This is a genomic window from Deltaproteobacteria bacterium IMCC39524, assembly GCA_029667085.1.
Taxonomy (GTDB): domain Bacteria; phylum Desulfobacterota; class Desulfuromonadia; order Desulfuromonadales; family BM103; genus M0040.
Genome location: JARUHJ010000004.1, coordinates 242,930 through 262,807, shown reverse-complemented (window position 1 = coordinate 262,807; position 19,878 = coordinate 242,930). Strand labels below are relative to the sequence as shown.

The following is a 19,878-nucleotide window of genomic DNA, read 5'->3' as shown; positions in this document are numbered from 1 at the left end:
GCAGAACAGGAAACGGATCACGATGTTTTTCAAGAGCCTGATCGGCCGGATCGTCATACTTTCCTTTCTGCTCTTTATGTTTGCGATCGGCAGTGTCACCCTGTTCCACATCCGTCGAGAACATACCCACATTACCACCTCCAGCCTGCGGACCGCAGACCTGATGATGTCTGTTATCGAAAGAGCCATTTTTAGTTCGATGAGTACCGGCAATAACCGCGATGTTCAGACTATCCTGGAAATGGTTGGGAGTGACGAGCGTCTGGATGGCGTGCGCATTTTTCATCCCGATGGCCGTGTCCTTAAATCCTCGGAACCGAATGAAATTGGCCGCAGGGTCAACCCGCATGACCTCGCGACCTTCCTGCAGGGCCAGAGTCACAATACGTTCCGCGGGGCGAGTGGCAAGGATGTCATAGGGGTCGTCAAGCCGATTTATACCGAGCAGGGCTGCGTTCCTTGTCACGGCTCCGGTCGTCGCGTGATCGGTGTTTTGAATCTTGACCTGTCGCTCGAAGAGATGGAAGCCCAGTTGCTGCAGACGTCACAACTTTTTGGCCTCACCATGCTGACGATTGTGCTTTTGCTGACCTGGGGTATCTCGCTGATTTTTAATCGCTTTGTGCGGCAGCCCCTGCAGACGATGTCGGCCAAAATGGCCCAGGTTGAAGAGGGGGATCTGACGGTCAGGCTGGAGCCGCAGAGTAATGACGAAGTCAGTGCTCTGATGGTCAACTTTAATTCCATGGTCGATCGTCTGAGCCTGGCCAACGATGAATTGCAGGACTACCATTACCAGCAGATGGAGCGGGCCGATCGTCTGGCCTCGGTCGGTGAAATGTCGGCGGGTATTGCGCACGAGATCAAGAACCCTCTGGCTGGCATCAAGGGCGCCATTACCGTTCTTGCTGACGATTTCTCCGCAGAGGACCCTCGGCGCGAGGTCATTGACAAAGTTCTTGAGCAAATTTCCAGGCTCGATAAGGCGGCGACAGATCTGCTTTTCTTTGGCCGCCCCGGCAAGCCGACTCTGGATTATGTTGACACCAACGATCTCCTCAAAAAGACGATGTTTTTCGTCAGTCAGCACCCGGAAGCCAAAAATGTGCACCAAACCAAGGAATTTACCCGTAATTTACCGCCGGTTTGGGTTGACGGCAAGCAGCTTCAGCAGGTATTTTTTAATATCATCATAAATGCGATCCAGGCGATGAAAGAAGGTGGCACTCTTTTGCTGCAGACCGACCTGGTCGGTGAGCAGGGCAAGCAGTCCGTACGGGTGTTGATCGGTGACTCAGGTCCCGGTATCAAGCCAGAAGATATGGAGAGGATTTTTACCCCGTTTTTTACAACCAAAACCCAGGGCACAGGGCTCGGTCTGGCGATCTGCAGGCAACTTGTTGAGCAGCAGGGTGGAACGATTGAGGTCCGTAGCCGAGTCGGCGAAGGGACCAGGGTTGTTATAGACTTACCGGTCAGCAAAGAAGCTGTCTTGGAGATGAACGAGGAATAATTGTGCGTAATACGAGAATATTAGTTGTTGATGATGAGCACCTGATCCGCTGGTCCCTGGAGCAGTCCCTGAAAAAGCAGGGTTACGACGTCATTACCGCTGCCAGCGGCGAGGAAGCGATCAGGCAGGTCCAGGAAGAAGCTCCCGCGTTGATGCTGCTTGATATCCAACTCCCTGGCATGGATGGCTTGCAGGTGCTGGAGAAGGTCAAGGAGCTTGATGACGAAATTATCGTTGTTATGGTCACGGCTCTTGGTGTGCTTGAAACTGCCGTCAAGGCGATGCGGCTTGGAGCGCATGACTATATCAACAAGCCGTTCAACCTCGATGAGTTGTCCATCATTGTCAAGAAGGCTCTTGAGACCCGGCAGTTGCGTAAGGAAGTTGCTCACCTCCGTTCCGCCCAGGAAAGCAAGTTCGGCATCGATAACATCATCGGTGAAAGCCGTCACATGAAGCAGGTCCTCGACATGGTTCGCAAGGTCGCCAAAAGCGATGCCAGCACCGTGTTGATTCAGGGCGAGAGCGGCACCGGCAAGGAGTTGATCGCCCGCGCTATTCATATGGAGAGCGCGCGTAAAGACAAGCCTTTTATGGCGATCAATTGTGCCGCGGTTCCAGAGACTTTGCTTGAAAGCGAATTGATGGGGCATGAAAAAGGGGCTTTCACTGACGCCAAGAGCCAGAAGCAAGGTCTCTTTGAGATGACTGACGGCGGCACCCTCTTTCTCGATGAGATCGGAGATATGGAAGTGGGCATGCAGGCCAAGTTGCTGCGCGTCCTCGAAGAACGGACCGTTCGCCGGGTCGGAGGCAACAAAGAGATTCCGGTTGATGTCCGTATCGTCTCCGCGACCAATCAGGAGCTGCTCAAGAAGATCGAGGATAAAACCTTTCGCAACGACCTCTACTATCGTTTGCAGGTCATTCCCATCTACCTGCCGCCGTTGCGCGAACGACGCGACGACATTATGACCCTTGTTGATTTCTTTATTCGCCACTACAACCGGGAGTTCGGCAAAACCGTCGCCGGCGTCTCCAAGATGGCCCGCAAATTCCTTGAAGAGTATGAGTGGCCTGGTAACGTGCGTGAGTTGAGGAATATTATTGAGCGTGCGATTATTCTCGAAAACGAAGAGACGCTGATGCTGGAACATCTCCCCCAGGAATTGATCTCGAAAGCCGGTGGCGATGCCTCCGGGCCGATGAGCCTGCGTATCCCCCCGGAAGGGATAGATATCGAGGATGTCGAGCGGGAGCTGATCCGCCAGTCGCTTGAAATCGCTGAGGGGAATCAGTCGAAGGCGGCGAAAAAACTGAATCTTGGTATTGATGCTTTTCGTTACCGGATGAAGAAATTCGGTTTTTTGAGTTAGCTTATCCCGTCTCTACTCTGAGTAATATTTAAAGCTTGTCGGACGATCTCTACTGGAGGTCGTCCGATTTTTGTGTTGGGGTTGTTTTGTCCTCCTGGAGAGGTCTTTTGTAGTTGGTATTAAGGTTGCAGGAAGGAATAGAAAGAAACCTTTGCCGACAGGCAAGCTTATCTCTGTATAGAAGTAATAAGTGTTTGTAATAATAAGTATTATTAAGACCTCGATATGCCCGCAGGAGGCTCTACAATGAAACAATCTTACTCGACATTCAGCCTTGTCACGGTGATATCACTGTTCCTTGGTGTTATTTGGCTCAGCCCGGCACGCGCAGCAGTCGCGCCGGTTTTTGAACCCCTGGGCCAGATCAGGGCGGATGGAATGTTGCTCGTTGGCGCGATGGACATGGACGAGGCGGGTACCCTGTATGTGGCTGATTCTCGAGCTGGTTTGGTGCATACCTTTGACCAGTATGGCGATTTTCTGCAAAGCTTTGATTTGCAGGTGACGGGAAGGGGTCTGGCTGTAACGCCAGACGGTTCAAAGCTTTATGTTGCGCGCACGCAGTCGGTGGTTATTTATAATCTTATCGAAGGGGAGATTGCGGGTGAACTGGAAGGTGCCGTGGTTGATGCCCCTGAGTTTGCTTCTGTTGGTGAGATTGACCTGGATGCTGCGGGTAACATCTACGTGGTTGATGGTATGTCGATTAAGGTCTATTCTGCTTATGGGCAATTTCAGAACAGCTTTGGCGGTATCGGCACCGCTGCCGGCCAGTTTATGCAGGTAGGCGGGATGACGATCAGCCCCCCTCGTGAAGGCTTTCCTCTCGGCCAGGTTGTTGTTGCTGATTCCTCGGCCATGAACTCCAAGGTGCATGTTTTTACTCTTAACTCCGATTTGAGTGTCGCCAATGTCGTCGCTTATCCGAATTCCAACTTTGGCTTTCCCGCGATGCAGGCTCCTCGCGGTATCACCTACGACGCACAAGGTCGGGTTTACTTCCTTGAATTTATGAAGTCGCAGGTTCGTGTCGCTAATGAGGCTTTTGGATACCTGGGCGTCTATTCGCAGGCTGCCTCCGGTGTTGGCTATTTCGGTAACGTGAATGATGCAGTTTTTGACAATGTTAACAGCCGATTGTTCGTCGGTTGCAGTTCGGGCCGGATTGCGGTGCTCGGCGTTGATGGTGGTCAGAGCCCTGAAAATTCCAATAACCCGCCAACGATCCCGACGCCACAAAGCCCGGTCGGAAACAGCGAAGTTCGTTCTGCTTCTCCTGTTTTGACTTTTGTGAATGCTGAGGATCCGGATGGCGACGATCTGACCTATCTGGTCACCATTACGTTGAATGGCGAAGTTGTCTATCAGAAAGAGTCTGCCGAGGATGTTGGTGAAACCACCAGCGTGGTCGCTGACGGAATTGAGCTGGCCGAGAATACCGCTTATTCCTGGACCGTCCAGGCCTTTGATGCGGCTGTCTCCTCGGCTCCTAGCGTCGTTGCAAATTTTGTTGTCAATGCCGTTGATGAGTCCCCTGGCAGCCCTGAATTGCTGGCTCCTGCTGATAACGCCAGCATTGCCGGGGTGGATCTTCTCTCATGGGCCGAATCGGACGATCCCGACCCGAATGATTATGTTTCTGCTTACCAGGTTGAGATTGCCGCTGATGAGGCCTTTGTCGAAGTGCTTATGGCCCAATCCGTGGACGCCACTGACTTGGAGTTGAGCGCTCTTCAGGACTACTCCTTATTTGAAGATGGCGCTGTTTACTTTTGGCGGGTCACAGCCCAGGATAGTGACCAGCTTTCTTCCCCTGCCGGGGCCGCCAGACGATTTGTTTATGATACGACATCTCTCAGTGTGACCGCTAATATGCCCGATGCTGTCGTGTCTTTCTCGGGAAATCATGCTTATGCCGGCGCGGTGGCCGGGGTTGCGCCTCTTGAGCTCCGTGATTTTACACCAGGAACCCTCTCGGTCGTCGTGACTCGCGACGGTTTTGAGCCATTTGTTGCCAATGTCACCTTAACAGAAGATGCCAATGTGGCTCTTTACGCAAAGCTGGTGCCAAGTATGGAGGTTAAAAACTTGTCCACGAGCCGCAATGGCATCAACGGCCGATCTGGTCTCTCTGTGAGTGGTGCTGCGATGCCTTTCCTGGTTGATTTCGACAACGATGACGATCTCGACCTGTTGGTCGGAGATGGTTCCGGGCAGGTTTCACTCTTTTCAAATATGCAGATAGCCGGTCGAAATCGGTTGTACTTTGATCAAGGGGTTTCGCTTGAGCTGCCCGTCATGCCCGGCGCTGTGCCTTTCGTCGCAGATTGGGATAATGATGGTAAAAAGGATCTGATTATTGGCCAGGCCGATGGCTCGGTGAAGTTGTTTGTTAATATCGGTGAAGAAGTTGCTCCTGCTTTTGGGCAGGGCGAAGATCTTTCGGTGGGTGGCGAAGCTCTTTCAGTTGGAGTGCACGCTGCTCCTGTCGTTGTTGACTATAACAGTGATGGTTTGAAGGACTTGCTGGTTGGCAATGGTGCTGGTGAGGTCGTTGTCTTTTATAATGCACCGAATAACCAGAATGGTCCCGATGCAGGCTCCTCTCCGAATCTCAGTGCTCCTGAGCTTGTTTATCAGGCAAGTGGTGCCGCGGTGCCTTTCCTGGTGGATTGGGATGCGGATGGCCAGCAGGAGCTGCTCGTAACGGCGGGTGGTGTCATGACGGTTTATGCTCAGGTTGAGGACCAGTATCAGCTTATGGCTCAATTTAGTGAGCCGAAGACAACTTTCGTCGCCGCCTTCCCCATTGATCTGGATGGCTCGGGCAAGCAATTGTTGGCTGGACTGGCCGATGGTCAAGTGGTATACCTGAGTGGCTTCAGTGAAAAACCGGTCGCAAGTTTTATCGCTGCATTACACGATAAGATCGCTGAGCTGAGTGCTTTGATAACGGCTCTTGAGTCTCCAGACTTACTGCTTGATCTTGCTCCTGTGAGTGCCATGGTCAGCGCTGGTGATTATGCTGCAGCCTCGCTGCTGATCAGTGATTTGGCTCTACGCCTGCCTGATGGTGCGGCTCAAGTGTCGGCGTTTGAGTTGGTTGACCTTTTAAACAGCCTTAACCTTTAAAAGTTTTATCGATAATTTTAGGATCTACTTTATGAAACGTTTAGTTGTTGTTTTTTGCCTGATATTCTTTACTTCCAGCGTGGCTTGGGGGGTAAGAGGGCCGGCTGGTGTAAGGTGGGGATCGCATAACCTTTCCCTCAGCAGTCCTGATACTGGTCAATACAACCATGACGAAGATGCGATCTGTGTGTTTTGTCATACCCCTCATGGCGGAACTCTGGATGCTCCTTTGTGGAACCGGGGTAACCCCACCTCCGCGACTTGGAAACACTACAACAGCGCTTCTCTGTCGTCGAATCTTAGAGGCTTGCCCGCAGGTCGTCCGCCAAATACTGAGTCGATGCTTTGCCTGTCCTGTCATGATGGCAGTCTCTCTGTCAACCATGTGCTCAATGAGCCGAATGATCGTACAGCTCCAATTTTGGGCCCAGGGGGTGTAATTAACAACGAAATTACTGATTTTTTCGGTGTTCCAGGGGCCCGTATTGGTGGTTCTCCTGGTATCGCTACCTCCGGAAATACAGGTGACTTTACAGATGATCACCCGTTCTCTTTTAGTTATACCGATGTCATGGCCTCTCCAGAATATTCGTCAGGTCAACCGAAGTTTAATACGCTTCGGGATCCGGGGTTAGCGGTAGGTCAGGGGGTTCGGTTCTTTACCGGAGCTCTTAATGTGGAGTGCTCTTCCTGTCACGATCCGCACGTTAATTTCGATCCGCTCAATGGTGGTAACGAGGACTATTCACCCTTTCTGATAACTCCTAACACCGGCAGTGCTCTTTGTCTGGCTTGCCATATTAAATAGTTATAACTTCATGGTTCCATTTCGTTGAATAGCTATAGGGCGATCTCTTTCCGGGGTCGTCCGAAACTTTTCAGAGCTATGCTGCGCTGAAGATTTTAACGATTTTTGATTTTACAGACAGACCCTTCAGGTTGAGCGGTGAGCAATAATTAACAGCTAGCTGAAATTAGGATAAGCGCTCAGTAAACATTCCTGTCGGCCCCAGTCATCAACGGTTGGGGCCTTTTTGGGTTTTACATTTTTGTCCCCCTCCATCTCAAGCTCCGGTTCTATGACTCAAAAAATTAATCTGGTTGTCCACTTCGCTCAAGTGAAGGTCGTCTAAAGAAAACCTCTCAACAGAGAGACACAGAGTTCACAGAGAAATTCAAAAAACAATCAGGTGAACTCCGCGTTTCTAGGTTAATCCATAGCCAGATTTTACTTTATTGACCCTCTAAATTAAAATTATTTATTTAGCTCTAATTAATTAGTTACGTTAATTACGAGATTATAATTTATGTAAAGTTGATTAAACGACTGTTTTTAGCGAAAGCGGTATCTTCGTTGCAATTAAGTGAAATGACAAAAACCTCTTTTGGGTTACGTGGGTACACATATAAACATCTAAACCCCTTGGATTCCTAGCTTTTTTAATCCTTCGTGGAAGGCTCCAATGGGAACAGTTCAGTAAGGTTTTTTACGTGTTTAAAGTGGTTTCACAGTTACCTGTTGTTATTTGGCCTAGCATGACTCTCATGCTTGCCCCTTTGGTTTTTGTGTCCTGGCCCAGATTGTCTCCCATGAGACCAGGTGCGGTTGGCAATCTGCTTGAGGTTGATACTCGTGGCAGAGGGATATTCGAAATAAATAAGTGCAAATGTTTTACTTTAGGAGTAGACCATGAAAGTTAAATTGTCCGTTGTGCTGACCTTGGCAATCATTATGTTCCTTCCGTCTTTGTCGATGGGTGGAGAAAATGCACACTTTTTTAATTGTAATGAATGCCATCTGTCTGGCGGGACGCTCAACGAATTGGCGGGCCAGAACGTCTGCTTCAGGTGCCATGACGAAAATAATAAACTTGACACACCCATGAATGCCGGAAGTCGCTACAATTCGACGGGTCCGGCTAATGTCCCTGCCACTGCAACGTCACACTTTGATGCAGGTGACGCTAGTAATGCCCATGGCAACAACGTGGGTGCTGGAGCTCAAACGTCACATCACTGGGCGATTTCGACCACTTACAACTCCGCTGCGGGATCTAGGGAGCCAAATCGCACTCTGTACCCTAATATGTACAGCAAGTATAATGTCTCAACTGGCAAGGTGACCTGCACTCGTTGTCATGACCCTCATGGTGATATTACCACCAATCCTAAGCTGCTGCGCTTGTCTGCTGACAACTTAAACCCCATGACTGAGAACGAATTGTGTGAGGCCTGCCATAGTGATTTCACCCAAACTCTTGGTGCTGTTCCTGGCTATAATGCTCTGATGACTCACCCTGTCATGAATTCGACAGAACTTACCTCACTCACTTCTGCTAATCCCGCCTACAATATTGCGGGGATTCAAAATTACAATTCAGCTGCTCCCTACACCAACAGTGTCGTGTTGATCGAAGGTGGTGTCAGTTGTTCGAGCTGCCACAGTCCACACTTTGTCGATTCTGACGCATCGACATCTGATGGTCCTGGTCTGGTCCCAAGCCCCGAAAGTGATGGCACGTTGTTGCGCAGCGACGGGCCGAGCAGCTTAGGTGTCGACCGCAACGAGACCGCTCAGAAGCGTTCCAACCTCTGTCAGTCTTGCCATACCTACAAGATGCACGGCGATCCTGGCTCTAGTAATAACATCGGCTGCCTGGATTGCCATGGCGGCCATTCCTACAACAACGGTACCCCGAGTGCCTATGTTCTCGCTGACGTGAGCCCTTCCTCCGTACCGACTTACAATGTCGTCGTCTCAACAGCTCTTTCACGGATTTACGATATCGTGACACCTGTTGATTTTCCGGTTTTTCTCGATACAACACCAACCCGAGATAGTTGGTCTGATGATGCACTTGGCTCGGCTAATGGTTTCTGCGAAACGTGCCACGGCGACATCCAGGATGATGGGCCAGTCGGTGGAGTAGGAAAACTCCATTCTCAGCACAAATTTGACGGCAACCAGGCTTGTACGGATTGCCACAAGCATAATGATGCCGTCTTTAGTTTTAACCTAGATGCGAGTGCCGCCACGTGCGGAGATTGTCACGGTTTCCCGCCCTACAAGTCCTCCCGCGGTGACCGTGCTGCAGAATATGATTCCAGGGACGGTGGTTATGCCTACTATAATGCCAGTGTCACTAACTTCCCAACTGGGTATAATTACCTAGATAACTCGGGTCATTATAAGGATGAAGCTACGACTGCCCACAAGACCCACGCTGGTCGCGATCTGAAATCGGATGCCGTTACGCCAGTGCCAGGTTCCGAAAATTGGTATTACTATGGTAACAGCGGGCTTGAAAACTGTAAGCTTTGCCACGGCGTCGACGCCAGCACCCCGAGCGGCGGTCACAAGATTGACCCAATCTCCAATTCCGCAACCTTCCGCGATGTTCCCTTCTCTGGCATAGCAACCGGCCTGGACGCGCTCGAAGTGAGCCATTTGACCCCGACTTATAATGATGGCTCTGCAGTGTGCAACAGTGTCTATTGTCACTCTGCCGGTGCTCCGCGCCTCAGCGATGATGGCTCCACTGTGGTTCGCGACTGGAACCAGGGTGCCGGTGCTGCCAACACTCCGGCCTGGGCCGGTACCGGTGGTACAGCTGGCTACAATTCGATTCTCATCGGTGGCACAGGGGTCCCTCGTTGTCAGGTTTGTCATGGCAATGATGTCGGGAGTATGGCCTCGAAGAACAACACGGCCGCTCACGCCGCCCACATCAACCCTGCGACTTTTAATTATGACTGCGGTGTCTGCCATGAAAACACTGCCATTGATAAAGATACCCTCTCCGCCAACGCAACAGATCACCGTGCTGCCTCCGGTGGTTTGCATGTTAACGGCGAGCAGAATGTCGTCTTCAATTCCACAGTTCTATACAACGCGCTAGCCGTTGACAAGAATAGCTACAATTCAGTGACCGGCACCTGCTCGGTTTACTGCCACAATCCGGACGACACCATTTACTCAGCCGACTGGGATGTGACAGGCGCTATGACCTGTAACTCTTGTCACGCTGACCAGACCACGGTCTTCACCGGTTCGCATGAACGGCATAGCTCCGACGCCAATGGCCCACGTTTGACTTGTGCTGAGTGCCACGATACCAATTCGGATCTCGGTACCCACGCTGGCCATGTTGATGGTGTTGTGACCTATAACACCCTGTCAGTAGGAGATGAAACGTCATGGGGCAGCGTTTATCCACAGAATATCTGTGATAGATGCCACGGCTGGGATACTGAAGATCAAGCCGCTGGCGCACTCCAACCGACGTGGGGAAATCCGGCTTCAGGCAAAGATTGCGCAACCTGTCATGCCGGTCTTGATTGTGGTGCCATTTTTAACAATTCGTCAGGTAGTCATGAACCTGATCACTTAACCAATGCAAGAACGAGCGGGCACAATCGTCCGACAAGCGCTGGAGTTTATAATGCCGCTACAGGTAACCCCGCTGCCAACGCGGACTGTACGACCTGTCACCTTGCAGATAGTCCCTATCACTGGGATGGCAAAAATTATACTGCTTCCGATTTAGAAGAGGACTTGTTATTACGCACTGATAACTTCTTCACAAGTCCATATCTTACAAACGAAGATCTGTACTGTCTGAACTGCCATGGCACATCGCCAGCCGGAACCCGTAATCATCCGACCCATGCCGCAGCTCAGGCCAACAATCAGGATATCGTTACACACAAGGGCAAGAAGTGTGTCGCCTGTCATAATGTCCACGGGGATCAAAACCTACAGATGATCTGGCGTAGTCCGAGCGATCAAAACTTGCATGATCCCTCTACCGGCAGCTTTGCAGGGTCTCTTGTTTACTTTACCAACTTGTCGGATTTTACCACCGATTCCTTTGATGAGGATGACGGCGGCAACGGTGTTGACGGCACTGGCACTCTGGAAGACAACGCCGATGACCTTTGTGCGGTTTGTCACAGCTCATCTCGAGGGGTTGCACACAATAACATCGAGAATACCGGCGGCAGCCACGGCGGCAGTGCCGATCAACTCAATACCAACTGCCTGTCAAGCTGTCACACGGTGCACAACGACGCAACCGAGGCCTTCCTGGTTGCCGCAGGGACCGCCTGTGATCAATGTCACGGTTATCCGCCGACCACGGCGGCCCATCTCGTGCACACCGAGAATACAAGAACTGCCGTTGATACAGATGACCAGACTGATTGTGAGAATTGTCACACAGGTGCTGGCAGCTACACCTACAGCACGGTTGACGATCAGCTCAACACACTGAATCATAGCAACGCGGCAGGACGTCGTTCTATTCTGAACAATACCGTCGGCTTCGCTAAAGGGACCGGTAACAAGTGGACCTGTGCGACCGCCTGTCACAATACCGATACCAGCGATGGCTTCTGGTACACCTGGGACGATGTCGCGAACCCGACCGATGGGGTTACCTTGCGTGTACCTATCGACAACGACGGCCTGAATTGCGATAAGTGTCACTATTATTCGGGCAGCCCGACCGGCACGGACAACAATAATCATGGCAGCGTTCTCGATGGTCGCGCCGAATCCATCAGCGCCAGCCATAACGAGCATTTTGACAAGAACAAGGGTTGTGGCGAGTGTCATGACATCACAGGTGGCGAGTACAATAGCGGCAACTCCATCGCCGGTCCGCTGGCCCATATCAATGATAAGACCGGCGGCAACAGAGGAGCAATCTACAACGGTGCGGCCCTTGCCTCGCAGGACGAGGCCGGCTTCGACGAAGGTAGTGGTGTCCGCGACGTAGTCCGCTCCGGCATGACCTACAATGACGCCAACACCTGCTCAGGTGGTATTGATACCGGCGGCTGCCACGCCACCGGTTCTCCGGACTGGGATGTTGCCATCCCGGCGACCAGTGCCGGCTGTATCCAGTGCCACACAAATACTACGAACACTTCCGTCAACCCGACCTCGGGTCTACATGACAACACGACAACGTTGACGGTAACCAATAACGCCCATGACGATAATTTCGATGGTGGCAACTTCGGTCCCGTTGCCGGCTGTGTCGACTGTCACACCACATCGCCGACAGTGACGCCTGCTGATCATATGAACGGCACCCTGCAATACAATGCCGCAATTACCTACAACGCATCGCTTCTGACTTACACCTCGGCGACCAACGATTGTACAACCAGCTGTCACAGCGTCGGCACGACCTGGACCTATAAGTGGGATACAAGTGTCTATGCCTCGGATGGCAGCGAGTGCGCCAACTGTCACGGTGACTTTGCCAGTGGCTGGAATGCCGGCGTAACCCCACACCTTGAAACCCCAAGTAAAGGGGATGTCCACAGTAAAATAGGCACGCTGTCCTACCCCTGTACTGATTGCCATGCGATCGGTTCGGCTTCTGGTTACGCTTACGCAGTTACAACTGACGACTGGAATGCCAACGCAGGTGAAACCAGCAATCATGGTGACGGCTCTCTCACCATGAATCAGCCGGCTAATACCACCATCACTTTTGATACTGGACGGGTCGGTTGTACAAACAGTGCGGCCGGGTGTCACAACGCTGGCGGCATCAACGGTGACACCAATCACACCTTCCCCGAAACCACAACGGGAGTGGCCACTGCAACCGTAATTGGTGATACCCCGGTCGTTGAATGCTCCAGCTGTCATGGCGGCTATAACGGCGGCGGTGGCACAAATAAAAGCGGTTTTTGGCCTAACGGCGCCGTAGATAACAGCGATGAAAAACTTGCTGGAAAGCATTTGGTTCATATGACTGCCCTGGCGCAGGCTGTTTACTCAGAGGATCTCACTGGCCTGCTGACCGATAACGGCAACGGTTTTTCTCAGGTCAAGCAAGAACATCTTTGCTCTTTCTGTCACGACACCCCTGGCGGTGCAAACCATAAAAATGGCCTGCCTGCTGAAGTCAACAGTATGTACAAGTTGTGGGACACAACAAAAACCAATACGCTAAATGGTGTCCCGGACGATGGTGTCTACTCCAGCCTTGAAGCAGCCGGCAACGACACCTGCTCCACGGTCGATTGCCATTTCAATAAGACCACCCAGGACGATGTGTACGGCTGGTACGATACCCCTGCCAGCAGTGCCTGTATCATGTGCCATCTCGATGTCCCGACTGATCCCGCACACACCGCGCACACCGACTCCCAGGTTAACGGATTAGGCCGTGACATTGGTTGTGCCGACTGTCATGACACTGCAACCGAGTGGGATATCACTCCCACTCCACCTTCTGTAGGCCATCTCGACGGCACCTATGAAGTTGCCGGCGGCAGCGTCATGGATGGCACTCTGAATACCTACGACATGGGCGTAACCAACTCCTGCGGCACCAACGATTGCCACAACGCCGGTAACGGCGATCTCGGCACGACTCCGGCCATAGCGCCTTATGCATGGGGTACGGATTATCCGGATAGCTGTATTATGTGCCACGCTGCGACTCCTACGGTAACTACCGCACATACCGCGCACATCAACAACACCACCTACGTGCCGGGCAGCTGTAATGAGTGTCATACGGCGGCAAACGTTGGCACTCATATCGACAGCAATGCCGATTTCAGCGGTGCAATCACTGCTCCCGCCAGCAACAGCGGTTGGGACCAGTCCTGTACCAACGACTGTCATGCGTCTTCAAGCCCGAGCGGTACGCTTTGGAATAGCGGAACCGTTGTAGACTGCACCGAATGCCATTCAGGTTCTTACGTTGGTGGTAACAACTGGCGCGCCTCGGGCAACAACTACCTGGCGCAAACCGGTCTGCACGATGAAGTACCGGTGGTTTCAGGAGTGACTCACGACGACAACTTCCTCTACAACGGTGGCGGTTCCACGGGCGACTGTGAAACCTGTCACAGCGCTGTTCCAACCAGTCCGGCCACCGCGCACGCAGATGGTAATTGGGGCATGACCTACAACTCGGCGACCAACGCCGTGATCAATTTTGCAGCGGAGGTTAATTACGCCGATGCGGCCAAGCCGACCTGTTCACCAAACGGTACCCTGTCAAGCTGTCACTTTGACGGCGGTGACTGGTCTCGTACCTGGCACGAAAATAGCGATACCACAGCTGGTAACCTGCAGTGTGCCGGTTGTCACGGCTATTGGGCGACTGGTAGTGACGGCAGCGGCTGGCGCGCAGGGACAAGTCATGAGGAAAATCAAACCCGTGGTTCTTCCGGCACTCACAATCCGGGACCGATCAACCTCGGCTTCGACTGTTACGCCTGTCACGTTCTTGGTGGCACCACCGTTTCTGAGTACCCCTGGACCAGCGGCAGCAACGACTGGAAAGCAATTGAAGCCGGAAGCACGCTTCACGGTGACGGCTTTATCACCATGAATAATAGTGGCGTCTTGGCAAATGAGCACGATATCGGTGGGCGTTCAGGCTGTACCGATTGTCACAACGGCGCCACGACCGCTGATGGGACTCATGACTTCCCGGCTTCGACTTTTAACCTGGCGACTGTAGCAGGTACTGATGTTGTGGCAGCAGGTGGCGGCAGTTGCGACAGCTGTCACGGTGCTAGCGGAAACTACTGGCCTCAAGGTCTAAAGGCCGACCCAGACAATGATGCGGGCATGCACACCAGGCATATGGATGTATTGATGAACGCTGCAGGTCTCGGTCTCGGCCAGACGGACGCCTGCAATTTCTGTCATCCCTACAATGCCGGCAAGTCGTCCTACGAGGTTGGTGATCACAACGGCAACGGGGTCAACCTGCCCAACAACACGACGACCTTCTACAACTCGATCGGTCGATCTCTCGCCGGTCTCGCTGTAGACACTGACGGCGTCTTTAACGGCAACAGCACCTGTTCGAATATCAACTGCCATTTCGACAATGGCTACACCCCGCACTGGTATACAAGCAGCAACATAGCTCCCGATGCAGCGTCGAGTCCTCTGACACTTGTTGCAGGGCCTAACCCTAATTCGCTCAAGGTGACCTTCAATGCGCCTGGGATGGATGCTGGCCTAGCTAACTCCACTGCTTACGTTTACGACATGCGCATCAGTGATTCTGCAATCAATGCCGGCAACTTCGATGCGGCAACCTATGTCGGTGGTTTGCCGGCAACGCATGTCTATGGTGAGCCGACGGAAGTCAATATTGAAAACCTGGATCCTGGCAAAACTTACTATGTCGCACTTCGCACGCAGGACACAGAAGGCCTCTGGTCTGCAACACCGGCAACAGCAGGACCAGTTGCACCGAATGATGACACAGAAGCACCCATGTTCCATGGTGCCGACAAGGCGACCCCGGGTGACGAGGGTGCATCAATCAACCTCTGGTGGACGGCTGCAGAAGACCACTCGATGTACATCATGGATGATGCTGTGCAGGCAAATAGATTGCAACAGCCGATCAGCTACAATATCTATTTAAAGTCCGAGTTGGATGGCGACCTGGATATGGCCGATGGCACAGGCCTTAATGCTCCTATCATCACCGGGTTTACCGGGACCGAGATAGAGCTCGAGGGAACCTACGGTTCTACGACTGTTACCAACGATATCACTTATCAGTTGGGTGTGCGTGCCTGTGATATGCACGGTACTTGCGATACAAACACGGCGATCGTCAAAGTGACGCCTAAAAAAGTTCCCGAAGTGCCACAAGAGTTCTTTACCTATGTCAGTAATGCGGCCTCCGTTCCTGGGGGGGGAGGCGAAGTTGTCACCATGTTCAATAGTGGCACGCCGGGAACGGCACAGACCGGCACGTTCTCCACTGCTGCACCACTTTACTTTATTACCGAAGTAGAAACTTTTCCGAGGATTTACTACACCGGTTCCTTCACCGTTTATATTGATCCGGGCAATGCTCCTGTCCCGGTCACGGGTGAGCTTGGGACCTGGAACGGTACCACTTTTAACGGTTCCGCTAAATTAGTCACCTTTACCCCGGGTAAGCGTTCTGCACGAGCCTATACCTTTAAGTTTTCCGATGCCAGCGGCGTCAGCGTAGCTTCTGGCGAGAGTCTCGCCATTAAGTTGACGGCGTCCTCCGCTGTCAACTGCGGATGGGGTAGTGCGGCAAATCGTGGCGACGCTGATGTCGGTGAGCGCAAGGTCAACATTGCCCCCGATAATATAACTCCGGTTGTAAGCCTTGACGGCGCCATTGTGAATATGAGCTGGACGCACGACGGAGTCGACACTGACGGTATTCCCGCAACCGATGCAAATCCGGACGCGACGACAGACCCGGTGCATTTCGATATTTACGGTTCGAACAATGGCCCAACCGGTCCCTGGGATTACGTGATTGCCGAAAATTATGTCGCCACGGGCCCCAACTATAGCTACTCGTGGGACACTCAGGCCGATGGCATCACCAGCGGTGATATCGCGGTCAAAATAAGACCTGGTGACGGCTTTGGGCATAGCGTCTATATCTCCGGCATACTTGGTACGGCAACCGCGATTGACAAGGTTGCCCCAAGCCAGATTACCGATCTGTCTGTCCTGGCTCGGCCCAAGAGCGGATCGGTCCTGCTGCGCTGGACCTGCCCGGGCGACGACTACATGAACAACGGTCGTGCCACAAAATTTGAAATTCGCTATTCGCCGACGGGAGCACCCGGAATCAGCGATGGTGCAACTTTCAACAGTGCGACCTTGGTACCCAACCCGCCTTACCCGGACTTTGGTTATCACGTTATGGATTTTGAAGTCACTGGTCTGACACCAGAGGTCAGTTACGATTTCGCGATCAAGGCGGTTGACGAGCAGGATCTTAAATCGCCGTTGTCAAATATCGCAACCAACACAACCGGCCCGCGCTGCGGCATGTGCCACACCACGGGACCGAGCGTTGTTGAATCGGCCGGCAACCACAAGCTGCACGGGCGCACCATGACCGATTGCAATAAATGTCACAACGACGGGACCACTCCTGTGACTTCCTATGATCTATGGCATCAGGACGGTAAACTCGTCATGGGCTATGGGCCAGGGGGTGCTCACGAAGCGGCGTATCTGGACGAGCCGACTGGAACGATTTACTACACTGATGACGGGACCTTGAATACTGCTATCCTGTACCAGGACACCAATGGCTTCGGTGGTTTCGGCAGCGGGGACTATGCGAATGTCGCCCCTGACTCGACAGACAACGGCAGCTGTAGTAATTTCGGCGCTTTGGGTGTTGGCGGCTGTCACGGCCCGGTAGGCACAGATCCCGATGGCGGCGGCGCAAACAAGTTTCCGCTGTTCGATACGCCGACCTGGGATGCCGCTGCCAACCTTGATTGCGGCCGCTGTCACGGTAATCCCAATCGTGATGAGACCGCGGGTGTCAATCAGCAATTCGACCCCTATGGTCGCGATTTTGACGGTACCCTCTATAATAGTCCTACAAAACCAGCCGGGGTGGTCCCTGACCAGATCCTCGGCGCGCCGGGTGCTGATAACCGCGGCGGATGGGACGATGATCCGCTCACTGCTAACACCGTGGATGAGCGCAAATATATCGGTCAACACGAAAAACACCTGAATTATAGCTTCCGTTTCAGTAAGGGTGATAGCTGTAATCTCTGTCACAAAGGTCATTATTCGGATATTGACGACCTGGACGGCAAGCATGGTGACGGTAACGTTGATGTCCAGTTGGATACGACCGCAGCCGGAGCTGGTGCGCATTACAATTCGGCCGGTTCAGGTACGGCCGGGACATGCTTCAATATGGATCCGTTTAACTGTCATCCTAATAATGAAGCCCCAGTTTGGGATACGAATGCTGAGTTTCCTTGTATCGGTTGCCACACCATGGGCAATGATATTGCCAATATTGGCCATTTCACCGACCCGAATGGAGGTGTTACCTTAGATAAGGACAATACTGCCAATATGGATGGCTTCACCGAAGGTCTTCTGGGCAACTGCACCTGGTGTCATTTTGCCGGGCACCCGACCGATGATGTGGGTGGTGCCGCGATTATCCTGCCCAACAACCCGCAGGTTGGTATCAATTACAAATCGGGTGGCATCCACCTGCGTCGGGATCCGGGCAACCTCGGTCGAACTGGTGCACCTTATACGACTCAGGCTCAACTTTGCTGGGGCTGCCACGATGCCAATAACATTTCCGAATGGAATGCTGACGACGGCAATCAGAATGCCGCCACCAACCCGATCGTCAATCCGACCGTTGATTACAATTATGGCAGTTTGTCAAACGGTACCGCGCCGTTCCAAACCAGTGACTGGACTACGGCTCAGTGGACCAGTGGTACGGCTGCTTTTGGCTACAAGTCCGGCAAAATCCAGTCGACGCACTCGACTAATCTGGCAAGCGGCCAGAGTAACCTCACCTGGAATGCTACGGATAGTCAATGGGAAGAAAATCCTGACGCTGTCGCTAATATCCTGTGCCACAACTGCCACGACGTTCACAACATGAATTTTGCTGACGGTGACACCATGAGCGGTAATCCGTACCTGCGCGGGAGCTGGGTACGTAACCCTTATCCCGAAGATGGCGCACCGCTCTCCAGCTCTACTTATGCCCCCGAGAACGAGTATATGGCGGTTCCGCGTGGTGGCACGATGTACAACAATCCCGGGGGCTATCAGATCGATCAGAACAATTATACCAGTGGCTTGCCACCCACCAAGGGGTTGTCTGTCGGGAACTCGGCCGGAATCTGTATGCTGTGCCACGGCGCGAATGGTGTCGATGGCATGGATATGACTGCAGATAATGGCGTCACTGGACTTTGGATCGGTGGCCAAAATCGCAATGGTCACTCCAACGCAGCGCTCGGCGGTACTGCTGACGATGCCGTTACTACCAACATCCTGAGCTACGCCATCCGCAATCCGAGCGGTGTACCGCCCTCGCCTTTCACTCAATACAATGATGGAGCAGATCCGAGTATGGGATATGCGAACGTCGGCGAGGATGGGTCCACGACTACCCGGGTCAGCGGTTTCCGTTCAGCATACGGCGGCAAAGGTTATGGCGTGCTGCCGCAAGTAGATGGAACCTACTATGCTTATGTTGATTTCGACTGGGGAGTGACTCAGGCCACCGGCGGAATAGACAAGGGCTACCATGCCTTTACCTGCTCCAAGTGTCACAATCCGCACGCTTCGCGCTTGCCGAAGCTGATGATCACTAACTGCCTCGACACCAAGCACAACACCTGGGATGACAACAGGCCCTCAGGTGGTCTGTCTGGGGGCGACGGCGGTGGTAGCAATAGCGTAACAGGTGGGGATAATGACGGTGTTGTTATTTCCCAGGCAGGTTCGGCACAGAACTGCCACCGTCTCGGAAGTGGTGAGGCAACAGGCGGGCCCGGTGACGGCTGGAACAACGTCACCCCTTGGAGCGCAAAACCTCCGGGATCACTATAATAGTGTGGGCCGGGAATCAAAGGCTTTGCAAGATGGATGCTTGCAGGTAAAAACTGTATGAAATGAGAATCAGGATCAAAGGCCGGGCATTGTGTCCCGGCCTTTTTTTCGACGAATTGGGTCTGTAAAATAATTGTCAGGGGCAACTCAACGATGTCAGCCAGGAATTGCTACTAGAAAACGTGCCTATCCGCTGAAAGCCGGCAACGGGTTGAGATTGAGCGACTGTCATAAAGCGTGTTGAACGGACCTCGCTGCTGAAGCTGTAGAGATATTGTAAAGAAGAGAAGACTTTTTCTTCTGGTGTCAAAAGCCGGGCAATATGCTGCGAGTCTGTTTGGCATTGATCAGAACGGCCAGCTTCAGCCCCAGGGCGCTCTGCTGACAGGGGCCCGACAGGCTCTCTTTTTACGACTAAATCAGGGTGACACAATTGGATTGTGTCACCCTGATTT

Annotated in this window: 5 protein-coding genes; all 5 read left to right on the top strand. The window is 52.7% G+C overall.

All coding sequences use genetic code 11. The features are described 5' to 3' along the window. The first annotated feature begins 22 nt into the window (after positions 1-22). The 5 genes from P9J64_11615 (at position 23) to P9J64_11595 (ending at position 19,423) form a co-directional block, all read left to right on the top strand. On the top strand, positions 23-1,513 hold the full coding sequence (locus P9J64_11615) for an ATP-binding protein (protein MDG5468967.1): 1,491 nt from the start codon (positions 23-25) through the stop codon (positions 1,511-1,513). Between the two features lie 2 nt (positions 1,514-1,515). Continuing rightward, the gene (locus tag P9J64_11610; protein ID MDG5468966.1) at positions 1,516-2,889 is read left to right on the top strand and encodes a sigma-54 dependent transcriptional regulator; all 1,374 of its coding nucleotides are present in this window, start codon (positions 1,516-1,518) and stop codon (positions 2,887-2,889) included. A 246-nt stretch (positions 2,890-3,135) separates the two neighbouring features. Beyond that, positions 3,136-6,021, top strand: coding sequence for an FG-GAP-like repeat-containing protein (locus P9J64_11605; protein MDG5468965.1), 2,886 nt, complete (start codon positions 3,136-3,138; stop codon positions 6,019-6,021). Between the two features lie 31 nt (positions 6,022-6,052). Next, a complete protein-coding gene (locus P9J64_11600; GenBank protein MDG5468964.1) occupies positions 6,053-6,829 on the top strand; it encodes a cytochrome c3 family protein in 777 nt (258 codons plus the stop codon). A gap of 882 nt (positions 6,830-7,711) precedes the next feature. Then, positions 7,712-19,423, top strand: coding sequence for a cytochrome c3 family protein (locus P9J64_11595; GenBank protein ID MDG5468963.1), 11,712 nt, complete (start codon positions 7,712-7,714; stop codon positions 19,421-19,423). Positions 19,424-19,878: the final 455 nt, after the last annotated feature.